The following is an 18,976-nucleotide window of genomic DNA, read 5'->3' on the forward strand; positions in this document are numbered from 1 at the left end:
GAATGCTTGATAGACATTTTGAGAGGGCTTGCCACAGTGCAAGCCTTTCTTTTTTCGTGCTTTCTCTTTCTTTCCTAAACTGGCACACCTTTTGCTAATTGTTAACTAGGTGATCGGTCAATACCGATTTTATTTCGTTTTTGGGGGCATGTATGGCGTCAGATTTGTTGAATGTAGGTACACAAAGTGTGCTTACCGCTCAGCGACAGTTGAATACGACTGGTCATAACATTTCTAATGCAAATACAGAGGGTTACAGTCGTCAGTCTGTTATCCAAGGCACCAACGATCCGCGTCAATTTGGTGGTTCGACTTACGGCATGGGCGTGCATGTGGAAAATGTTCGCCGCTCTTGGGATGAGTTTGCCGTTAAAGAGCTGAACCTCTCCACAACCAATTATGCCAACAAGCTCGATAACGAGAAGAACCTTGATTTGCTTTCTAGCATGTTGTCTTCAGTGGCATCGAAAAAGATCCCAGAGAACATGAACGAGTGGTTCGATGCGGTGAAAACCATGGCGGATACCCCAAATGACATGGGCGCGCGCAAAGTGGTGCTGGAAAAAGCCAAATTACTCAGCGATACCCTCAACGAATTCCATGAAACCGTGCGTCAGCAATCGGACGTGACGAATAAGTCACTGGATATGGGCATTGAACGCGTGAATCAACTTGCCGTTGAAATCCGCGATGTTCATCGATTGATGATGCGTACCCCAGGTCCTCATAATGACTTGATGGACCAACATGAAAAACTAATAAAAGAGCTGTCTGAATATACCAAGGTGACGGTGACCCCGCGCAAAAATTCAGAAGGCTTCAATGTTCATATCGGTAATGGTCATACGCTAGTTTCGGGAACCGAAGCGAGCCAATTGAAAATGATTGATGGCTCACCAGATGTTCATCAACGTCGCCTGGCTATGGTTGAAGGTGGCGGCATTAAAGCCATCAAATCAGACGATATTGACGGCAAAATTGGCGCGTTACTTAAGATGCGTGACGAGCACATACCACAAGTGATGGATGAGCTTGGCCGCTTAGCGACGGCGTTTTCTAGTGAGGTAAACCACCTGCAATCGCAAGGTTTGGATCACTACGGTAATGTGGGTGACTCATTGTTTACCGATGTGAACTCAGAGCGACTAGCCAAATCTCGTGTCGTTGCAGGCCCTCAATCGACGGCTGATATGGCGGTTTACATCAATGATATCAGTGCACTGAAAGGTGGTGAGTACTCGTTGCGTTACGATGGTGACAGCTATGCGGTGACTAAGCCAAATGGCGAGACCGTCAAACTTAATACCGATGCAGGCAATGCGTTCTACATCGACGGAATGCGTGTTGAAGTTCGCAATGAACCAAAGGTCGGCGAGCACGTGTTACTTCGTCCTACGCGTAGCAGCGCAGCACAAATGAAAGTCGAAACAACTGATCCAAAAGCGATCGCCGCGCAAAGTTACGAAGCATCGACCACTTTTGCTCAAGGTAATGCGAAGTTTGAAATCCTTGATGCGGGTGACTTGCGTGAATTTGAAGTGGTGGTGTCTCCAACAGGTGACCAATTCGCAGTGACAGATACCAAAGGTAATGTGCTTATGGCTCCGCAGCCATATCCACCGACTGGGCCGGTCTCAGTCAGCCTTCCGAGTAATCACCCTGCTTATAACAACGGCGGCGCAACCGTATTTGAGCTAAGTGCAGGCGCATTGGCGAACGATAAGTTTACCGCCAACTTAGTGCCGTCTGAGGGTGATAATGGCAACTTGCGTAAGATGCAAAACATCCAAACTGACAAGAAGATGAATGGCAATGAGTCGACCATCATGAGCTTGTACTTCAACTTGAACACTGATGTGGGTTTGAAGACATCAACTGCAAGTCGATTAGCGGATGTTGCTCAGTTAGAAAGCGAGGCAGCACAAGAGCGCGTGGCGTCGATATCGGGCGTAAACCTCGATGAAGAAGCGGCAAATATGATGAAGTTCCAACAGGCGTATATGGCCTCTTCTCGTGTGATGCAGGCAGCCAATGACACCTTCAATACCATCTTGCAGTTGCGCTAAAGGAGGCTTTAGATGTTAACGCGAATTTCTAGCTTCCATAACTACCAGTCGGTGCAGAATGACCTGCGCCGTCAGGAAAACAAAGTTCACCATAATCAGGAGCAATTGGCTTCTGGTAAGCAGTTGACTAAGCCAAGCGATGATCCTCTGGCGACACATTACATTCAAAGTATCGGTCAGCAAGAAGAGCAGTTAAGGCAGTACCTAGATGCGATCGTTCTGGTTCGTAACCGTCTAGAAAACCAAGAAGTGGTTGTTGCTAACGCAGAGCAGTTTGTTGATGAGTCGAAGCGTATTTCGATGGAAATGATCAACGGTGCCTTTTCTCCAGAAGACCGCGCAGCGAAAAAGCGCGAACTGGAAGAAATTGCCAACAACTTCATGGCGCTTGCGAACTCTCAAGATGAGTCGGGTAACTACGTGTTTGCTGGAACGAAACCAAAATCACAGCCTTTCTTTCGTGATTATGACGGTAGCGTGGTCTATACCGGTGACGGTTATCAACGCAAGATGAAGATCGCCAGCAATATTGAGCTGGGTATCAACTATCCGGGTAATAAAGTGTTCTCGGAGATACCAAACCCTTTTGGTGATTTTGAACCGCAATACGACCTGCAAGAGGGTTCTGAACTGTTGCTTGGACAAGCGACCGATGAATCTAGAAGTGACTCAAATTACAAAGTGACTTTTGTAGATATGAGCAATGGCAAGTTTGGTTACCAACTGGAAAAAGACGGCAGCATTGTTCAGGTCGATGACTATTCGCCAATTGATGGCATCCAATATGAAGGCGTCAACATTCAGCTGAAAGGGCAAGTATCCGCAGGGGATAGCATCACGCTGGAGCCGCGCCAAACCTTCAGTGTTTTTGATGCATTCAAAGAAACCATGCAGTGGTCAGAGAGCTCAGTATCTGACGCATCGGCGACGGCAAAGCTGCATCAAATGACGGAAGAATTCCAAGCGGCATTTGTTCACATGAACAAAGTGAGAACCGATGTGGGTGCTAAGTTGAGCACGCTCGATATTCAAGAGCAAAACCACGAAGATTTTAATTTGTCTCTGGCGAAAGCGAAGAGCAATTTTGAGGACTTGGATTACTCCAAGGCAGTGATTGAGTTCAGTGAGAATTCACGTGCATTGCAAGCCTCACAACAGGCATTTGGCAAAACCAAAGACCTGACGTTGTTTAACTATATTTAACGCGCCTATCGTCTATGCAGTGCGTTCGGTGCTCGAAACGTTCGATTTTAATGCCTTATGTGCCAAGCCTTAAGTGCGAGAAATCAACGAAAAGCACCGAGTAATGCGAGCCAAGCGGCATGATTTGACCGAAAGCGGCAATCAAGCCAACGGTAATTTGAGCGGCAATAGAGAAACAGCAACTCGGCAACACAACAAAATATGAGCAAGACAAGGCTCGTGCCCCATATGCGCTATAACTTGTTGTTTATTTGTTCATTATTAAAAGAACAAATAGTTTGAAACAAGTTGGCACACAAATTGTATTGATGTTGTCAGAACAGACTTACGAGATCCTAAATCTTGCCATATAAGCAGATTTAGCAACGAATTTTTTACGGTCAGTGCTTATCCAAATGAGAGTAAAGCTGGCCGCTTCGCAAAAGCTTGCGAACTCAACAGGAGAGCATAATGGCTGTAACAGTTAGTACTAACGTCTCCGCGATGACCGCGCAGCGTTACTTAAACAAGGCGACCAACGAACTTAACACCTCAATGGAGCGTCTATCATCTGGTCACAAGATTAACAGTGCAAAAGACGATGCGGCAGGTCTACAGATCTCTAACCGTCTTACTGCGCAGTCTCGTGGTCTTGATGTGGCGATGCGTAACGCGAACGACGGTATCTCGATTGCCCAAACGGCAGAAGGTGCGATGAACGAAGCGACGTCAGTCATGCAACGTATGCGTGACTTGGCGATTCAATCTGCAAACGGTACTAACTCTCCTGCAGAACGCCAAGCGATCAATGAAGAGTCATCTGCGTTGACGGATGAACTAAACCGTATCGCCGAAACAACATCATTTGGTGGTCGTCGTCTATTGAACGGTTCGTTCGGTGAAGCGGCATTCCAAATTGGTTCAAGCTCTGGTGAAGCGATGATCATGGCACTAACGAGCATCCGCGCGGATGACCAGCGTATGGGCGGTGTGACTTTCTTCTCTGAGAATGGCAAAGACAAAGACTGGGGCGTCGATCCTACTAAAGCGGATCTAAAAATCACCCTTCCAGGCATGGGTGAAGATGAAGACGGCAATCCAGATGACCTAGAGATCAACATCAACGCAAAAACAGGCGACGATATTGAAGAGTTGGCAACGTACATCAACGGCCAATCTGATATGATCAACGCATCGGTAAGCGAAGATGGTAAACTGCAAGTATTCGTCGCGCACCCGAACGTGCAAGGTGATATTTCAATCTCTGGTGGTCTAGCATCAGATTTAGGTCTAAGTGATGAAGCAGTGCGCACATCAGTGCAAGACATCGATATGACAACCGTGCAAGGTTCTCAAAACGCGATTTCTGTACTGGATTCAGCGCTTAAGTACGTCGATTCACAACGTGCTGACCTAGGTGCAAAACAAAACCGTCTAAACCACAGCATCAATAACTTGGCGAACATTCAAGAAAACGTTGATGCGTCAAACAGCCGAATTAAAGATACGGACTTTGCGAAAGAAACCACGCAAATGACCAAAGCTCAAATTTTGCAACAAGCAGGTACTTCGATTCTTGCTCAAGCGAAACAATTGCCAAACTCTGCGATGTCACTATTGCAGTAGTTTACCTAGCCTGTATTCAATACATTCAGACGTGGATGGGAATGCAGGCTTATGGCAAGCAACGTTATAATAGAATGTGCGGCTCTCTCATCTCTCACCTGCCAATCATTTTCAATGTAAGGTTGCACCCGGTGTGCCGGTTATGTGTTCATTTCTCTTGATCTCCACATAGGCTCTGGCTGCCAACCTAGCCCCAGTTCTCTCAAAGGAAAAGGGGCTTTTTCTTTTCTATCGTCCAGATAAAGTCTTCCTAAATCTCATCTAACTCACTGCTTTTTATTGGCTTTTGGTTGTTCTTTGTTCAATTTACAGCGCTCGGCTTAAACTGCAGAAACTTGAGGCCTTTTTTCTACTTTTCTTCAATTTTTCTAGCCAAATCTCGCAAATTCACTTTTTTTGATTTTTTTCTAAAGCTTCTGAAAACCGAGTCGTTAATAGAAGTAACTTTGAGAGAACTACTTGGTTTTCCGAGACGTCGGAAACCGCTACATCGGAAAATCAATTGGAGAAATCACCATGGCAGTGAATGTAAACACAAACGTATCAGCGATGACCGCTCAGCGTTACTTAAACAACGCAAACTCAGCACAACAAACTTCTATGGAGCGTTTGTCTTCAGGTTTCAAAATCAACAGCGCGAAAGACGACGCTGCGGGTCTTCAAATCTCGAACCGCTTGAACGTACAAAGCCGTGGCCTGGATGTGGCTGTTCGTAACGCGAACGACGGTATCTCTATTGCACAAACTGCTGAAGGTGCAATGAACGAGACCACTAACATCCTACAACGTATGCGTGACCTGTCTCTTCAATCAGCAAACGGTTCTAACTCAAAAGCAGAACGTGTTGCGATTCAAGAAGAAGTAACAGCACTGAACGATGAACTAAACCGTATCGCTGAAACGACTTCTTTCGGTGGTAACAAGCTTCTAAACGGTACTTACGGTACTCAGTCTTTCCAAATCGGTGCGGACAACGGTGAAGCAGTAATGCTTAACCTAAAAGACATGCGCTCAGACAATAAAATGATGGGCGGCGTGAGCTACCAAGCTGACAACGGTAAAGACAAAAACTGGAACGTTGAAGCGGGCAAAAACGACCTGAAAATCAGCCTGACTGACAGCTTTGGTCAAGAGCAAGAAATCAACATCAGCGCGAAAGCGGGTGACGATATCGAAGAGTTAGCGACGTACATCAATGGTCAAACTGACCTAGTAAAAGCGTCAGTAGACCAAGACGGCAAACTGCAAGTGTTTGCGGGTAACAACAAAGTTGAAGGTGACGTTGAATTCTCAGGCGGCCTATCTGGTGAGCTAGGTCTAAGCGACGGCAATAACGTAACGGTTGATACTATCGACGTAACATCAGTAGGTGGCGCACAAGAATCTGTGGCTATCATTGATGCGGCACTGAAATACGTAGACAGCCACCGCGCAGAGCTGGGTGCTTTCCAAAACCGTTTCAACCACGCAATCAGCAACTTGGATAACATCAACGAGAACGTGAACGCGTCGAAGAGCCGTATTAAAGATACTGACTTCGCGAAAGAAACGACTCAAATGACTAAGTCACAAATTCTATCGCAAGCGTCAAGTTCTATCCTTGCGCAAGCGAAACAAGCGCCGAACTCAGCGCTAAGCCTACTAGGTTAATAACCTAATCGACGTGATACAAAAGCCAGGCTAAACCCTGGCTTTTTGCTTATTCAAATCACGCATTAGGTACACCGTACAGGACGGGAACAAGGAGTTCGTATCGATTAGATGGTCTCTTTAAATACCAATGTCACTGCGATGATGACGCAGCGACACCTCGGTCACGCAGCTGAGCAAAACATAGAATCGCAGCGCAATCTCACTTCGGGGTATCGGATTAACTCCGCCAGTGATGACGCTGCTGGTCTACAGATCTCCAATACTCTTAATGTTCAAACAAGAGGGCTTGATGTCGCCTTGAGAAATGCGCACGACGCATATTCGGTGGCACAAACCGCAGAAGGCGCTTTGCATGAGAGTAGCGATATATTGCAACGCTTACGCTCTCTAGGGCTACAAGCAGCAAATGGCAGCAATGATTCAAGTGACCGGCAAAGTATTCAGTACGAGGTTGTAGCGCTGCAAGATGAGCTAGATCGTGTCGCGATCACGACGACATTTGCAGATAAAAACCTATTTGATGGATCTTACGGTTCACAAAGCTTCCATATTGGCGCGAATGCCAACTCAATCTCTTTGACGCTACGCAACATGCGTAGCCATATTCCAGAGATGGGAGGACAGCATTATGTAAGTGATGCGGTCGATAAAGATTGGCGAGTCACTAAAGATAATCAAACCCTCAAACTTGAATATCAAGACAGCAAAGGGCAATCTCAAACTGAATCTATTAGGCTCAAACTAGGAGACCGCATCGAGCAAGTTGCCACTTACATCAATGCGCAGCAATCGATAGTGAGTGCCTCAGTAACGGAAAACAATGAGCTGCAATTTTTTGCTTCAACGCTGAATGCGCCAGAGGGTGTGGAACTAAAGGGCAGTTTAGCGGATGAGCTTGACGTTACTGCTGGTGGGTTAGTCACCATGGACGATATCGATATGTCGACTGCTGGTGGTGCACAGCTGTCAATTGGGGTAATTGATGCCGCGATTAAGTACGTTGATTCACATCGAAGTGAAATAGGCGGCTTTCAAAACCGGATTAGTGGCACCATGGATAACCTTAACACGGTGAACCGAAGTGTGACCGAATCAAAAGGGCGGATACGAGATACGGATTTTGCGCGAGAAGCGACGGAGATGGTGCGTTCACAAGTACTGCAAGATGCAACTACCGCATTGCTAGCCCAAGCGAAGCAGAGACCGAGCTCGGCACTTGGCTTACTTAGTTGAATAGGTTGCAGCGATGAACATCGCTCAAGAACAAAAGTTTCAGGTAATAAAAAACGCTGCCATTGGCAGCGTTTCTTTCGTGTTCGGCTAAGTAAAAATTACTTAGTTACACGTAGAACTGGAGTTTCACCAACAGTTACAGAACCAGAAAGCTTGTTCAGCTCTTTGATTTCGTCCATGTTAGAGATAACAACTGGAGTTAGCGTTGATTTCGCTTTCTCTTCTAGAAGAGCTAGATCGAATTCAATTACAGTGTCGCCAGCTTTAACAGTTTGACCTTCTTCTGCGATACGCTTGAAGCCTTCGCCTTTCAGTTCAACAGTGTCGATACCGAAGTGAACGAATAGCTCAACACCGTCGTCAGACTCGATAGAGAACGCGTGGTTTGTTTCGAAGATCTTACCGATAGTACCGTTTACAGGAGCTACCATTTTGTTACCAGCAGGTTTGATAGCAATACCATCACCAACGATTTTCTCAGCGAAAACAACATCTGGCACATCTTCGATGTTCACGATCTCACCAGAAAGTGGTGCGATGATTTCGATTGCACCTGCGTCAGCGCTGTCGTCAGATACTAGCTTCTTAAGTTTGTCAAACAGACCCATTGTGTCATGCTCCTAACGTTTTATTTAATTCTGTCGAATTATAGTATACCAATCTTTCGAGATAGACGACTTTTTTTGAGCGCCTATCTCATTGGAATTAGTTGATTATTGAGTTTTCTCTGCAATGAACTTTTCTACAACTGCTTCGATTTCTGCTGCTGTTGGTAGAGAAAGTGCTTCTTCAGCCATTGCTTTCACTTCTGCGAAGTTAGAGTTACGGATAACTTTCTTCACTTTAGGGATAGAGATGCCGCTCATAGAGAATTCGTCCAGACCCATACCTAGAAGTAGAAGTGTTGCACGCTCATCACCAGCTAGCTCACCACACATACCAGTCCACTTACCTTCAGCGTGAGAAGCGTCGATAACTTGCTTGATCACAGTAAGTACAGCTGGAGATAGTGGGTTGTATAGGTGAGAAATCATCTCGTTACCACGGTCAACCGCTAGTGTGTACTGAGTTAGGTCGTTTGTACCGATAGAGAAAAAAGCAACTTCCTTCGCTAGGTGGTGCGCGATAGCTGCTGCAGCTGGAGTCTCAACCATTACACCGATTTCGATGTTTTCGTCGAATGCATGACCTTCAGCGCGTAGTTCTGCTTTGTACTCTTCGATTGCTTGCTTAAGCTCACGGATTTCTTCAACAGAGATGATCATTGGGAACATGATACGTAGTTTACCGTGTGCAGATGCACGTAGTATACCACGTAGCTGGTCACGTAGGATTTCACGACGATCCAAGCTGATACGTACTGCACGCCAGCCTAGGAACGGGTTCATCTCTTTTGGAAGATCCATGTAAGGAAGATCTTTGTCGCCGCCGATATCCATAGTACGGATGATCACAGCTTCGCCGTTCATTGCTTCAGCAACTTCTTTGTAAGCTTGGTATTGCTCTTCTTCAGTTGGAAGCGCATCACGGTCCATGAATAGGAATTCAGTACGGTACAGACCAACACCTTCACCACCGTTACGGATGATACCGTCACAGTCTTTAACAGTACCGATGTTACCGCAAACTTCTACGCGGTGACCGTCAGTTGTTTCTGCGTATAGGTCTTTTAGCTTAGCTAGCTCTTCTTTTTCAGCAAGGAATGCAGCTTTAACTGCTTTTGCTTCTTCTAGTTCAGCGTCAGATGGGTTGATGACGATCTTGTTGTTCATCGCATCAAGAATCAGCATGTCGCCGTTCTTAACTTGCTTAGTGATGTCGTTAGTACCAACGATAGCTGGAAGCTCAAGAGAGCGAGCCATGATTGAAGTGTGAGAAGTACGACCACCGATGTCACAAGCGAAACCAAGAACGTAGTCTAGGTTAATTTGCGCTGTTTCAGATGGTGTTAGGTCGTAAGCTACTAGGATAACTTCTTGATCGATATCGCTTAGAGAAACGATGTTGATACCTAGTGCGTTTTTAACAAAACGAGAACCGATATCACGGATGTCAGTTGCACGTTCTTTCAGGTATTCGTCGTCTAGAGACTCAAGAGCACATGCTTGCTCTTCGATCACTGAGTGAATCGCGTGATCAGCAGTCATCTTGTCGTTTTTGATAAGTGCTAGGATTTCCTCTTCTAGCTCTTCGTCTTCAAGGAGCATGATGTGACCTTCAAAGATCGCTTCTTTTTCTTCGCCAAAAGTTTCAAGCGCTTTTTGCTTGATAGTTTCTAGCTGAGCTGCAGATTTGTTACGAGCGTCAAAGAAACGTGCAACTTCTGCTTCTACTTGATCATCAGAAATAGTGTTTGTGTTTAGGACAATTTCATCTTCTTGAAGTAGTAGTGCTTTACCGATTGCAATACCAGGAGATGCTAGGATGCCTGAAATCATAGCCTTACCTTAAGTTGGTCAACTTTATAAAACGGGAGAATAATGGGTGCGCTAACGAATAGTATTAGCTTAGTTTTGAGCCTATTTCCAACGAAGCCATTTTGCTTTCACAAAATGGCTTCTGAAATAGTAGACCGAATTAGTGTAGTTGGTCCATTAGAGCAACTAGGTGGTCAACTGCTTGCTGAGCTTGTGGGCCTTCAGCAGAGATAGTTACTAGAGTACCTTTTACTAGGCCTAGTGTTTGCAGCTTGAATAGGCTCTTAGCGCTTGCGCTTTTACCGTTAGAAGTCACAGTGATGTCCGCGTCGAATGCTTTAGCTTCTTTTACGAACTGCGCAGCTGGACGAGTGTGAAGACCGTTTTCTGCTGTGATTTCTACTTGCTTCTCGTACATGTGATATACCCCAATAAATGTATTTTTTTGTTAGTTTATGACTAAGTTTTAGCTTAACTGCTTTACACCTTGTGCGCTAGCACGGGAGAGTTCAAAGCGTGTCAGAACTGATACTAGTCAAAAGTTTGGTCATTACGCAACTGTTTGCGTGCGTAATCACACTGAAACCTTTTTGGTTTAGATTCTTTATTTTGAACCTAAAAATAAAACACCCTGATATTACCAAAGGTGGGGCAGGGATCAACAAAAAAGCCCCTGAACGGGGCTTTTTTAAACGAAAAATTGATTTGACCACATATTACTGTTGGTTCTCTTTCTCGGTAAAGATACCAGCAAATAGCGCTGTACTTAGGTAACGTTCACCAGAGCTTGGTAGAACGGTTACGATAGTTTTTCCTGCAAATTCAGGGAGTTCTGCAAGACGGTTTGCTGCAACAACGGCGGCGCCCGAAGAGATACCTGCTAGGATGCCTTCCTCTTCCATTAGGCGACGAGCCATCTCGATCGCTTCTTCAGAAGTGACTTGCTCGACGCGGTCAAGAAGTTCCAAATCTAGGTTGCCAGGGATGAAACCTGCGCCAATACCTTGGATTTTGTGTGGTGCTGGTTGGATTTCTTCACCCGCTAGCGCTTGTGCAATCACTGGTGATTCAGCTGGCTCTACTGCCACAGAAGTGATGGCTTTGCCTTTTTCGCCTTTGATGTAACGGCTTGTACCTGTGATCGTACCGCCCGTACCCACACCTGCTACGAATACATCGATTTCGCCGTCAGTTGCGTCCCAGATTTCTGGACCAGTCGTCTTTTCGTGAATCTCTGGGTTAGCAGGGTTGTTGAACTGTTGTAGAAGAAGGTATTTGTCTGGGTTGCTTGCAACGATTTCTTCTGCTTTCGCGATCGCGCCTTTCATGCCTTTTGCTGCTTCTGTTAGTTCTAGATTTGCACCTAGTGCTTTAAGAAGTTTACGACGTTCAAGGCTCATAGACTCAGGCATAGTCAGTGTTAGCTTGTAACCGCGAGCTGCTGCTACGAATGCAAGCGCAACACCTGTGTTACCACTTGTTGGTTCAACTAGCTCAACGCCTGGCTTAAGCGTTCCCGCTTTTTCTGCTTCCCAAATCATGTTCGCGCCGATACGACATTTAACACTGAAGCTTGGGTTACGCGCTTCGATTTTCGCTAGAACTTTACCGTTGCTCACTTTGTTTAGGCGAACGAGTGGCGTGTTACCAATGGTAAGAGAGTTGTCTTCGTAGATCTTGCTCATAGTGATGTTCCTTCATTACACGTTTTGTGAATATGGTTAGAAGAATATGCGGTATAAAAAAAAGGGAAAAGGATTAAAAAGTTATATCTTATGAGGTTGGTCGAGAAATGAGCAAAATAAAAGGGAAGGCTGATTCTGCCTTCCCTGAATAGGTTTAAAAGTGGGCTACTGTTGATGTTTAAATTCTGTCACCCACATGGCTGTCGCACCACATACTGCAACTGGCATCACAATGAGGTTAAGAATTGGAATGGTCGTAAAGACAGAAACCAGTACACCGAAGCCGTATGCCTTACCTTGCTTTTGTTTCAATTTGTAACGCATGTCATTGAAAGGCACTTTATGGTTATCAAATGGATAGTCACAGTACTGAATTGCCAACATCCACGCAGTGAAGATGAACCACAAGAAAGGCCCAACGGTTTGGCCTAATGCTGGGATGAGTAGCAGCAAAAATAAACCGATCGCCTTTGGTAACACATATAGCAGCTTGCGCCATTCTCGGGCTATGACTCGAGGCACATCTTTGATCAAAGCTGCAAAGCCATCGTCATTGACTTTTTGTCCAGTGAGGGACTCTTCGACCTTTTCAGCCAACAAACCATTAAATGGTGCGGCGATGAAGTTCGCCAATGTGCTGAAGAAGTAAGAGAAGGTGGCAAGAATGGTCAACACCAAAATTGGCCACAAGATGTAGGTAAGCCATGAGAGGAACTCAGGCAATTTGCCAATCCAACTCTCGATCCAAACATCGAGATGAGAGAATAAATAGAAGATAGCACCACCAACAAGCAAGATGTTGGCAAGCAGTGGCAAGACGACAAAGCGACGTATCTCTGGAGAAAGTGCTATTTGAATTCCATATAGGAAGTAACCGAATCCGGTTCTAGGCTGATTATTCGACTTCATATCCATTTTGCTTCGTGTAAGTGAAAACTCATTGTACCTGTGGATGCTTTTCTTTCAATGCCCTAACAATTTAGGTCTTGTAAAGTGGAATCGTGGCAAGAATCACAACAAAAAGCGGAACTTCTTGCATTAAGTTGTTCTAAACCTACATATAGTTTTGGTAAAGTAAAAGCATCATTCGGATTTATTGCACTTGGGTTGCTGCTCAAGGATGTGCGAGTAGTAAGAACAAGTAGATTGAGAGTAAATAATGCAGGAATTGCGATTCGTACTCATTGTTGTTGGCGCATTAGCCATCGCCGCGTTGCTGTTTCATGGTTTGTGGACAAGCAAAAAAGAAGGCAAAGCAAAATTTGGTAACAAGCCACTTGGCAAGTTGGACGTTGACCAAGAGGATAAAGACACTCCTGAACAAGAGCGCAATTTTGCTCCTGCTCCAGAAGACGATTTTGAAATCATTCGTAAAGATCGCAAAGAGCCAGATTTTGGGATGGAAAATTCATTCGATAACAAATTCTCGTCTGATCCTCTGATCGATGATGTCCTTGAGGCAAAAGAAGACAAAGAGCAGAGAGAAGAGCAAGAGATTCCAGCGTTTGTTGCGACGAAGACGGATGACGAGCAAGTCGAACCTGTACTACAAGAACCTGCGAAGGCTTTTGCTGAAAAAGAAGAAGTCGCAGAAGTTGTGGAAGAAACTCTCCAGCCAGTGTTTGAAGCTCCTTTAGCAGCGCAAACGCCAGAAGAGGAAGTTACACCAGTGGTCGTTGATCCGGTTGTCGAAGAACCGAAGCCTGAACCAGAAATGCAAGTGATTGTATTGAACGTCCACTGCGCTGGCGACGAGCCTTTTGTGGGCACTCAATTATTCGACAGCATGCAACAAAATGGCCTCATTTATGGCGAGATGAACATTTTCCATCGTCATGTAGATTTGTCTGGTAACGGCAAAGTGCTATTCAGCGTAGCCAATATGATGCAACCAGGTACGCTAGAGCATGGCGACCCAGCAGAATTTAGCACCAAAGGTATTTCGTTCTTCATGACGCTACCTTGCTACGGTGAAGCAGACCAAAACTTCAACCTAATGCTGCGCATTGCGCAACAAATCGCTGACGATATGGGCGGTAACGTTCTGGATGATCAACGAAACTTGATGACACCAGATCGATTAGCATCATATCGCCGTCAAATAGTTGAGTTTAATGCTGCTAACGCATAACCTTAACACCAAATAATGAAAAGGCTCCGTTAGGAGCCTTTTTTCTTAGATTCCCAACCTCATTGATGAATATACACGGGGCTTTAATATGTCTGAATCAGTACTTCAGCGACTAGAAGAACTAAAAGAGTCGCTGCATTACCACGCTGTTCGTTACTACGTGGAAGATAACCCAGAGATTCCAGATGCAGAATACGACCGTATGATGCGTGAACTATTGGATATTGAAGCCGAACACCCAGAACTGGTTACTGTTGATTCTCCAAGCCAACGTGTTGGTGGGCAGCCATTGTCTGAATTCAGCCAAGTTACTCACGAAGTGCCAATGCTGTCATTAGACAATGCTTTTGATGATGCAGAGCTAGATGGCTTTCATAAACGAGCTCAAGACCGTGTCGTTGGCCATACCATTAAACAATACTGTTGCGAGCCTAAGCTTGATGGCTTGGCCGTGAGCTTACTGTATGAAAATGGTGTATTGGTGCAAGCTGCGACTCGTGGTGACGGTACGACGGGTGAAAACATCACTGAGAACGTACGAACCATCAGTGCTATTCCATTAAAGTTACAAGGTAAAGACTGGCCGACGCGTCTAGAAGTGCGCGGTGAAGTATTCATGCCAAAAGCCGGTTTTGACAAACTTAACGAGAACGCACGAAAAAAAGGCGAGAAAGTTTTTGTTAACCCACGCAATGCGGCAGCAGGTAGCCTACGTCAATTAGATTCTCGTATCACGGCTTCACGTCCTCTAAGCTTTTATGCATACAGTGTTGGCGTTGTGGAGGGGGCAACTCTTGCTAACAGTCACTACGAACGATTCTTGCAAATCAAATCGTGGGGCTTGCCGATGTGTCCAGAAACCAAGCGAGTCGATAGCTTGGAAGAGGTTAAAGCGTACTACCAAGATATTCTTACTCGCCGTGAAGCTTTGGCTTACGAAATTGACGGTGTCGTTATCAAAGTGGACGACATTGCGATTCAAGAGCGTTTAGGTTTTGTTGCTCGTGCTCCTCGTTGGGCGATTGCCTACAAATTCCCGGCTCAGGAAGAAATCACCACACTGAACGAAGTAGAGTTCCAAGTTGGTCGTACTGGCGCGATTACACCAGTAGCCAAGCTTGAGCCAATATTTGTTGGCGGCGTAACGGTATCTAACGCGACACTTCATAACGCAGACGAGATTGAGCGTTTGCAAGTGATGGTCGGTGACCAAGTTGTTATTCGTCGTGCTGGTGACGTGATTCCACAAGTGGTGTCTGTTATCAAAGAGCGTCGCCCTGAAACGGCTCGTGAAATCCTTTTCCCAGATGCTTGTCCGGTATGTGGCTCTCACGTTGAGCGTATCGAAGGGGAGGCGGTAACACGTTGTACTGGTGGCTTAGTATGTCAGGCACAACGTAAAGAAGCGTTAAAGCATTTTGTTTCCCGCAAAGCGTTAGACGTAGATGGCCTGGGTGACAAGGTGATTGAACAGCTAGTGGATCGTGAGATGGTGGAAACCCCAGCTGATTTATTCAAGCTTTCTGCGGGTGTCTTAACAGTACTAGAGCGTATGGGGCCTAAATCGGCAACCAACGTTGTTAATGCGCTTGAAAAATCAAAACTCACAACGTTGCCACGCTTTTTGTACTCGCTGGGTATTCGTGAAGTCGGGGAGGCGACAGCGGCCAACCTAGCACAATACTTCAAAAACCTAGATGCAATTCAGCAAGCAACAGAAGAGCAATTGATTGAAGTTCAGGACATTGGTGTGATTGTAGCAAAACACATTACGACGTTCTTTGGTGAAGAGAAAAACCAAGCCGTTGTTCAAGACTTGCTAGCACAAGGCATCAACTGGCCAGAGATTGCAGCACCACAAGAAGGTGTTGAATTACCATTGGAAGGCAAGACGGTTGTATTAACTGGCACCCTTTCTCAACTAGGTCGCTCAGAAGCGAAAGAAGCATTACAGAATCTAGGCGCGAAAGTAACGGGTAGTGTATCGAAGAAAACAGACATTTTGTTTGTTGGTGAGAATGCTGGTTCTAAGCTTGCAAAAGCACAAGAGCTAGGTATTGAGATTCAAACTGAACAAGACTTGCTCAACTTAATGAAATAGCGCTTATCAAAAAAGCTAAAAAATAACTAAAAGCCCTAAATGCCAGTCGTTTAGGGCTTTTTCTTTGCAATTAAAAAGTCACCTAATAGCCATCCAATGCGCCTTTTACTGATTTCAGTGATCAGGATCTCTCCTTCAGTTATTCATCTCTCATAGCAAAAAAGTCTGCGATCGACTTCAAATTGAGCGTTGTCGAATCTCTTCAAGTAACTGAATAATAAGGGGTTGGAGTTTAATTGTGTCTTTGGTGTTAAAAATAAGATCTGGATCAACAACTTATATGGAACTTTGGCGTTGGTCATATTTTTTTAGAAAAAAAATAAGTTCCGTTTGGATGTTTTTAGATGCGAAGTTAGTCTTAATGGCGTGGATACACGGTGTGTATGCAGGAGCTAAAAATAACTAAATTAGAGATGATTTAGGTTTATTCAGGAACTTACTTCTCCCCTTCGGCGGCCAACTTAAGGTGAGATAAAAAAATACAGCTATACCCATTTTTAGGAGTTTTTTTCCATGGACAAATTTTTTAAAGTATCAGCTCTTTCGGCGGCAATGATGGGAGCAGTAGTAGCTGCACCAGCAATGGCTGAAGACCCATTAGGCCCAGAGTACGCTGGCGCAGTTTCAGAGTTTTTCTCTGAGTCGACTATTAGCGGTAACCTTAACTTTTGGATGCGTGCTCGTGACCGTGGTAATGTAGATGCAAATGGTAACGACACCAAAAAGGTAACGAACCTAGACCATGGTTCTATCTTTGCAAACCTAGGCTTCAACTCTGGCTATGTTGGCGGTGTTGCTGGTCTTGATATTGTTATCTACAGCACATTCGACATGTGGCAAAACGGTGGTGCAGATCACGAAATGAACTTCTGGGGTGTTAACAACCCATACGATAAAAAAGCGAAAGACAGCGCATGTTCTGATGTATGGACTGACTGTACAGACAATGGCGTTTCATTTGCTACTGCGGCAGCGAAGTTCAAACTAGGCGATTCTGCTACTGCGAAACTTGGTTACTTTCAACCATCTGTACCTAGCTCTCTAGGTGTTAACTGGTCATTCGCTCCTGGTACTTACCTAGGTGGTCAAGTTGGCGGAAAAATCGGTGGTTTTGACCTAGGTTTGGTTGTTGCGACTGAATACAAAGCACCGTGGTTTAAAGAAACTTACGAATTCAGAACAACTAAGGGTGAAGACGCAGGAACACTTTACTCTGTAGGTGGTCGTTACACTTTAGATAACGGTATCTCTCTAGATGCGGCATACGGTGGTCTATCTGATGGTGACCGTTGGAACGCTCACTTCAAATTGAAAGGTACAACAGAAGGTGGTCTATACTGGTCTCCTCAACTGTACATCGTTGATGATAGCGAACAGTATGATAGCACTGCATACCAGCTAGCACTTTTGACAAGCTTCTCTTCTGGTCAATACTCATACCGCGCTGAAGCAACATACACTGGCGCAGACTCTGGTGACCCAGCAAATGTTGGTAACATGGCTTACCGTTTAACTAGCCAATATGGTGGTTCAAACGGTGCATACGAAATCTGGTGGAATAACCGTTCTGACTTTAACCACGATGAAGAGCTAGCGGTATTTGGTTCTGTATCTCGTGACTTCTCTGACATCGGTGGTAAAGGCTTTAGCGCTGGTCTAAGTGGTGCTTACGGCTTCGGTTCATCTGCTCAAGGCTACGATGATCTTACTGAATACGCGTACAGCCTATTTGCAAACTACGCAATTCAAGCTGGTGCGCTAAAAGATGCTAACATTAGCTTCTACTACACCAACTACTACAACGATACAAATGCTCCGAACTGGACGGGTTACACTAACTTGTTCCAAGATGAAGAAGATTTCAAGCTAGCACTAACAATTCCTTTTGCTGTTAAATAATCGAACTGTAAACGCTAGATAGTGTCTAAAAAGCTGAGCAAACGCTCAGCTTTTTTTGTTTCAGAGGCCAGGGATCTAACTATGAAGAAAGCACTGATTATTCCATTTGTATTATTATCTCTTCAAGCTTGTAGTACTGCACCTAAAACTCCAGCCGAGTATTGGTATGGGCAAGGTGAACGTTTTGGTTCAAATGGCTACCGCTACGACAACGATGTTTTAGCTAACTTAAAAGAAAGTGTTTCTTTTGACGAAGCATCCTACAAGGCGGGCTATGAAGAAGGTAAAGCAGAGTTCTGTGATCCTTTCAAAGCATTTGAAAAAGGTATCCAAGGTGCTCGTTACACTGACCAATGTGCAGGTCAGCCTCAAGAAGTCATGATCAAAGCGGAATGGCAAAGAGGGTGGGATGCATTTATCGGTTCTGACTTCTACAAGTTCTAAATTTATTCATTTAATGGCCAACGAAGCTTATCAACGTAAAAGTAGATAAACTTCGTTATAACCATTGATAAGGTTATTTATTTAAATGTACCACCGTACATTGTACATAATTCACGTGGCAAATGTTTTACTGTACCATCATCAAATGTGCAATCTACGCCGGCACCGAATACGTGCCCCGCTGAGCTTTGTGCTAAAGAAATTGGAGATGCAAAAATAAAGCACGCGATAAATAAAGCAGCAATCTTTTTCATGGTGAATCCTCCCACTCATTAATACCCAGCTTAGGCTGAATAATTAACTGATCTTTCAATTTAAAGTTAGAATTGTTTTATTTCTTTATCGTACCATTTTGATGTTGGCATAATACTATGGGCATGTAATCGCTAGTCCCATCTGGCAGGTAGCATTGCACGTTAGGTCCTGTCGCGCTGTTGCCGTTAGAGCCTGTGTAGGCAAACACACTCGATGAAAACAAGACGACAGCGAATAACATCATTGTCTTTTTCATAGTACTTCCTCTTACTTACCTTAAAAAA

At 44.9% G+C, this 18,976-nt stretch carries 16 protein-coding genes; 9 read left to right on the forward strand and 7 right to left on the reverse strand.

Going from position 1 to position 18,976, the window contains the following annotated elements:
• Positions 1 to 152 precede the first annotated feature (152 nt).
• Positions 153 to 2,066: a flagellar hook-associated protein FlgK gene (flgK, locus tag A8140_RS04310; RefSeq protein ID WP_005536375.1), complete on the forward strand. Its 1,914-nt coding sequence runs from the start codon at positions 153 to 155 to the stop codon at positions 2,064 to 2,066.
• Positions 2,067 to 2,078: 12 nt separating this feature from the next.
• Complete coding sequence (flgL, locus tag A8140_RS04315) at positions 2,079 to 3,269, forward strand: flagellar hook-associated protein FlgL (protein ID WP_005536377.1); 1,191 nt, start codon at positions 2,079 to 2,081, stop codon at positions 3,267 to 3,269.
• Positions 3,270 to 3,324: 55 nt separating this feature from the next.
• On the opposite strand, the gene A8140_RS25065 is transcribed toward flgL, so the two are convergent.
• Positions 3,325 to 3,483 carry a hypothetical protein gene (locus tag A8140_RS25065; protein WP_155396278.1) on the reverse strand — a complete coding sequence of 53 codons (159 nt, stop codon included), beginning with the start codon at positions 3,481 to 3,483 and terminating at the stop codon, positions 3,325 to 3,327.
• 236 nt (positions 3,484 to 3,719) lie between these two features.
• Here A8140_RS25065 and A8140_RS04320 point away from each other — a divergent pair, with 236 nt between their 5' ends.
• The 3 genes from A8140_RS04320 (at position 3,720) to A8140_RS04340 (ending at position 7,760) form a co-directional block, all read left to right on the forward strand.
• Positions 3,720 to 4,874: a flagellin gene (locus tag A8140_RS04320; protein ID WP_005536379.1), complete on the forward strand. Its 1,155-nt coding sequence runs from the start codon at positions 3,720 to 3,722 to the stop codon at positions 4,872 to 4,874.
• A gap of 516 nt (positions 4,875 to 5,390) precedes the next feature.
• A complete protein-coding gene (locus A8140_RS04335; RefSeq protein WP_087490646.1) occupies positions 5,391 to 6,524 on the forward strand; it encodes a flagellin in 1,134 nt (377 codons plus the stop codon).
• 111 nt (positions 6,525 to 6,635) lie between these two features.
• Positions 6,636 to 7,760 carry a flagellin gene (locus A8140_RS04340; RefSeq protein ID WP_038863073.1) on the forward strand — a complete coding sequence of 375 codons (1,125 nt, stop codon included), beginning with the start codon at positions 6,636 to 6,638 and terminating at the stop codon, positions 7,758 to 7,760.
• 98 nt (positions 7,761 to 7,858) lie between these two features.
• On the opposite strand, the gene crr is transcribed toward A8140_RS04340, so the two are convergent.
• From crr to cysZ, 5 genes are all read right to left on the reverse strand, one after another.
• A complete protein-coding gene (gene crr / locus A8140_RS04345; protein ID WP_005425608.1) occupies positions 7,859 to 8,368 on the reverse strand; it encodes a PTS glucose transporter subunit IIA in 510 nt (169 codons plus the stop codon).
• A gap of 105 nt (positions 8,369 to 8,473) precedes the next feature.
• Positions 8,474 to 10,198: a phosphoenolpyruvate-protein phosphotransferase PtsI gene (gene ptsI / locus A8140_RS04350; RefSeq protein ID WP_005534672.1), complete on the reverse strand. Its 1,725-nt coding sequence runs from the start codon at positions 10,196 to 10,198 to the stop codon at positions 8,474 to 8,476.
• A gap of 139 nt (positions 10,199 to 10,337) precedes the next feature.
• Positions 10,338 to 10,595, reverse strand: a complete 258-nt coding sequence (locus A8140_RS04355; protein WP_005436894.1) for an HPr family phosphocarrier protein — start codon at positions 10,593 to 10,595, stop codon at positions 10,338 to 10,340.
• A 298-nt stretch (positions 10,596 to 10,893) separates the two neighbouring features.
• Positions 10,894 to 11,862 (reverse strand): cysteine synthase A, encoded by a 969-nt coding sequence (gene cysK / locus A8140_RS04365; protein WP_005534670.1) that lies wholly within the window; start codon positions 11,860 to 11,862, stop codon positions 10,894 to 10,896.
• 165 nt (positions 11,863 to 12,027) lie between these two features.
• The gene (cysZ, locus tag A8140_RS04370; protein WP_005534666.1) at positions 12,028 to 12,771 is read right to left on the reverse strand and encodes a sulfate transporter CysZ; all 744 of its coding nucleotides are present in this window, start codon (positions 12,769 to 12,771) and stop codon (positions 12,028 to 12,030) included.
• Positions 12,772 to 13,021: 250 nt separating this feature from the next.
• Between cysZ and zipA the strand changes: the two genes are divergently transcribed.
• The 4 genes from zipA (at position 13,022) to A8140_RS04390 (ending at position 18,437) form a co-directional block, all read left to right on the forward strand.
• Positions 13,022 to 13,993 carry a cell division protein ZipA gene (gene zipA / locus A8140_RS04375; protein ID WP_005534665.1) on the forward strand — a complete coding sequence of 324 codons (972 nt, stop codon included), beginning with the start codon at positions 13,022 to 13,024 and terminating at the stop codon, positions 13,991 to 13,993.
• Between the two features lie 88 nt (positions 13,994 to 14,081).
• The gene (gene ligA, locus A8140_RS04380) at positions 14,082 to 16,094 is read left to right on the forward strand and encodes an NAD-dependent DNA ligase LigA (RefSeq protein WP_005534662.1); all 2,013 of its coding nucleotides are present in this window, start codon (positions 14,082 to 14,084) and stop codon (positions 16,092 to 16,094) included.
• Positions 16,095 to 16,607: 513 nt separating this feature from the next.
• The gene (locus tag A8140_RS04385; RefSeq protein WP_005534660.1) at positions 16,608 to 17,993 is read left to right on the forward strand and encodes a hypothetical protein; all 1,386 of its coding nucleotides are present in this window, start codon (positions 16,608 to 16,610) and stop codon (positions 17,991 to 17,993) included.
• A gap of 81 nt (positions 17,994 to 18,074) precedes the next feature.
• Positions 18,075 to 18,437, forward strand: coding sequence for a DUF2799 domain-containing protein (locus A8140_RS04390; protein WP_005534658.1), 363 nt, complete (start codon positions 18,075 to 18,077; stop codon positions 18,435 to 18,437).
• Between the two features lie 77 nt (positions 18,438 to 18,514).
• Here the strand turns inward: A8140_RS04390 and A8140_RS25350 are convergent, their stop codons facing one another.
• On the reverse strand, positions 18,515 to 18,691 hold the full coding sequence (locus A8140_RS25350) for a hypothetical protein (RefSeq protein ID WP_005534657.1): 177 nt from the start codon (positions 18,689 to 18,691) through the stop codon (positions 18,515 to 18,517).
• Positions 18,692 to 18,976 lie beyond the last annotated feature (285 nt).

The organism is Vibrio campbellii CAIM 519 = NBRC 15631 = ATCC 25920 (genome assembly GCF_002163755.1).
Lineage (GTDB): Bacteria > Pseudomonadota > Gammaproteobacteria > Enterobacterales > Vibrionaceae > Vibrio > Vibrio campbellii.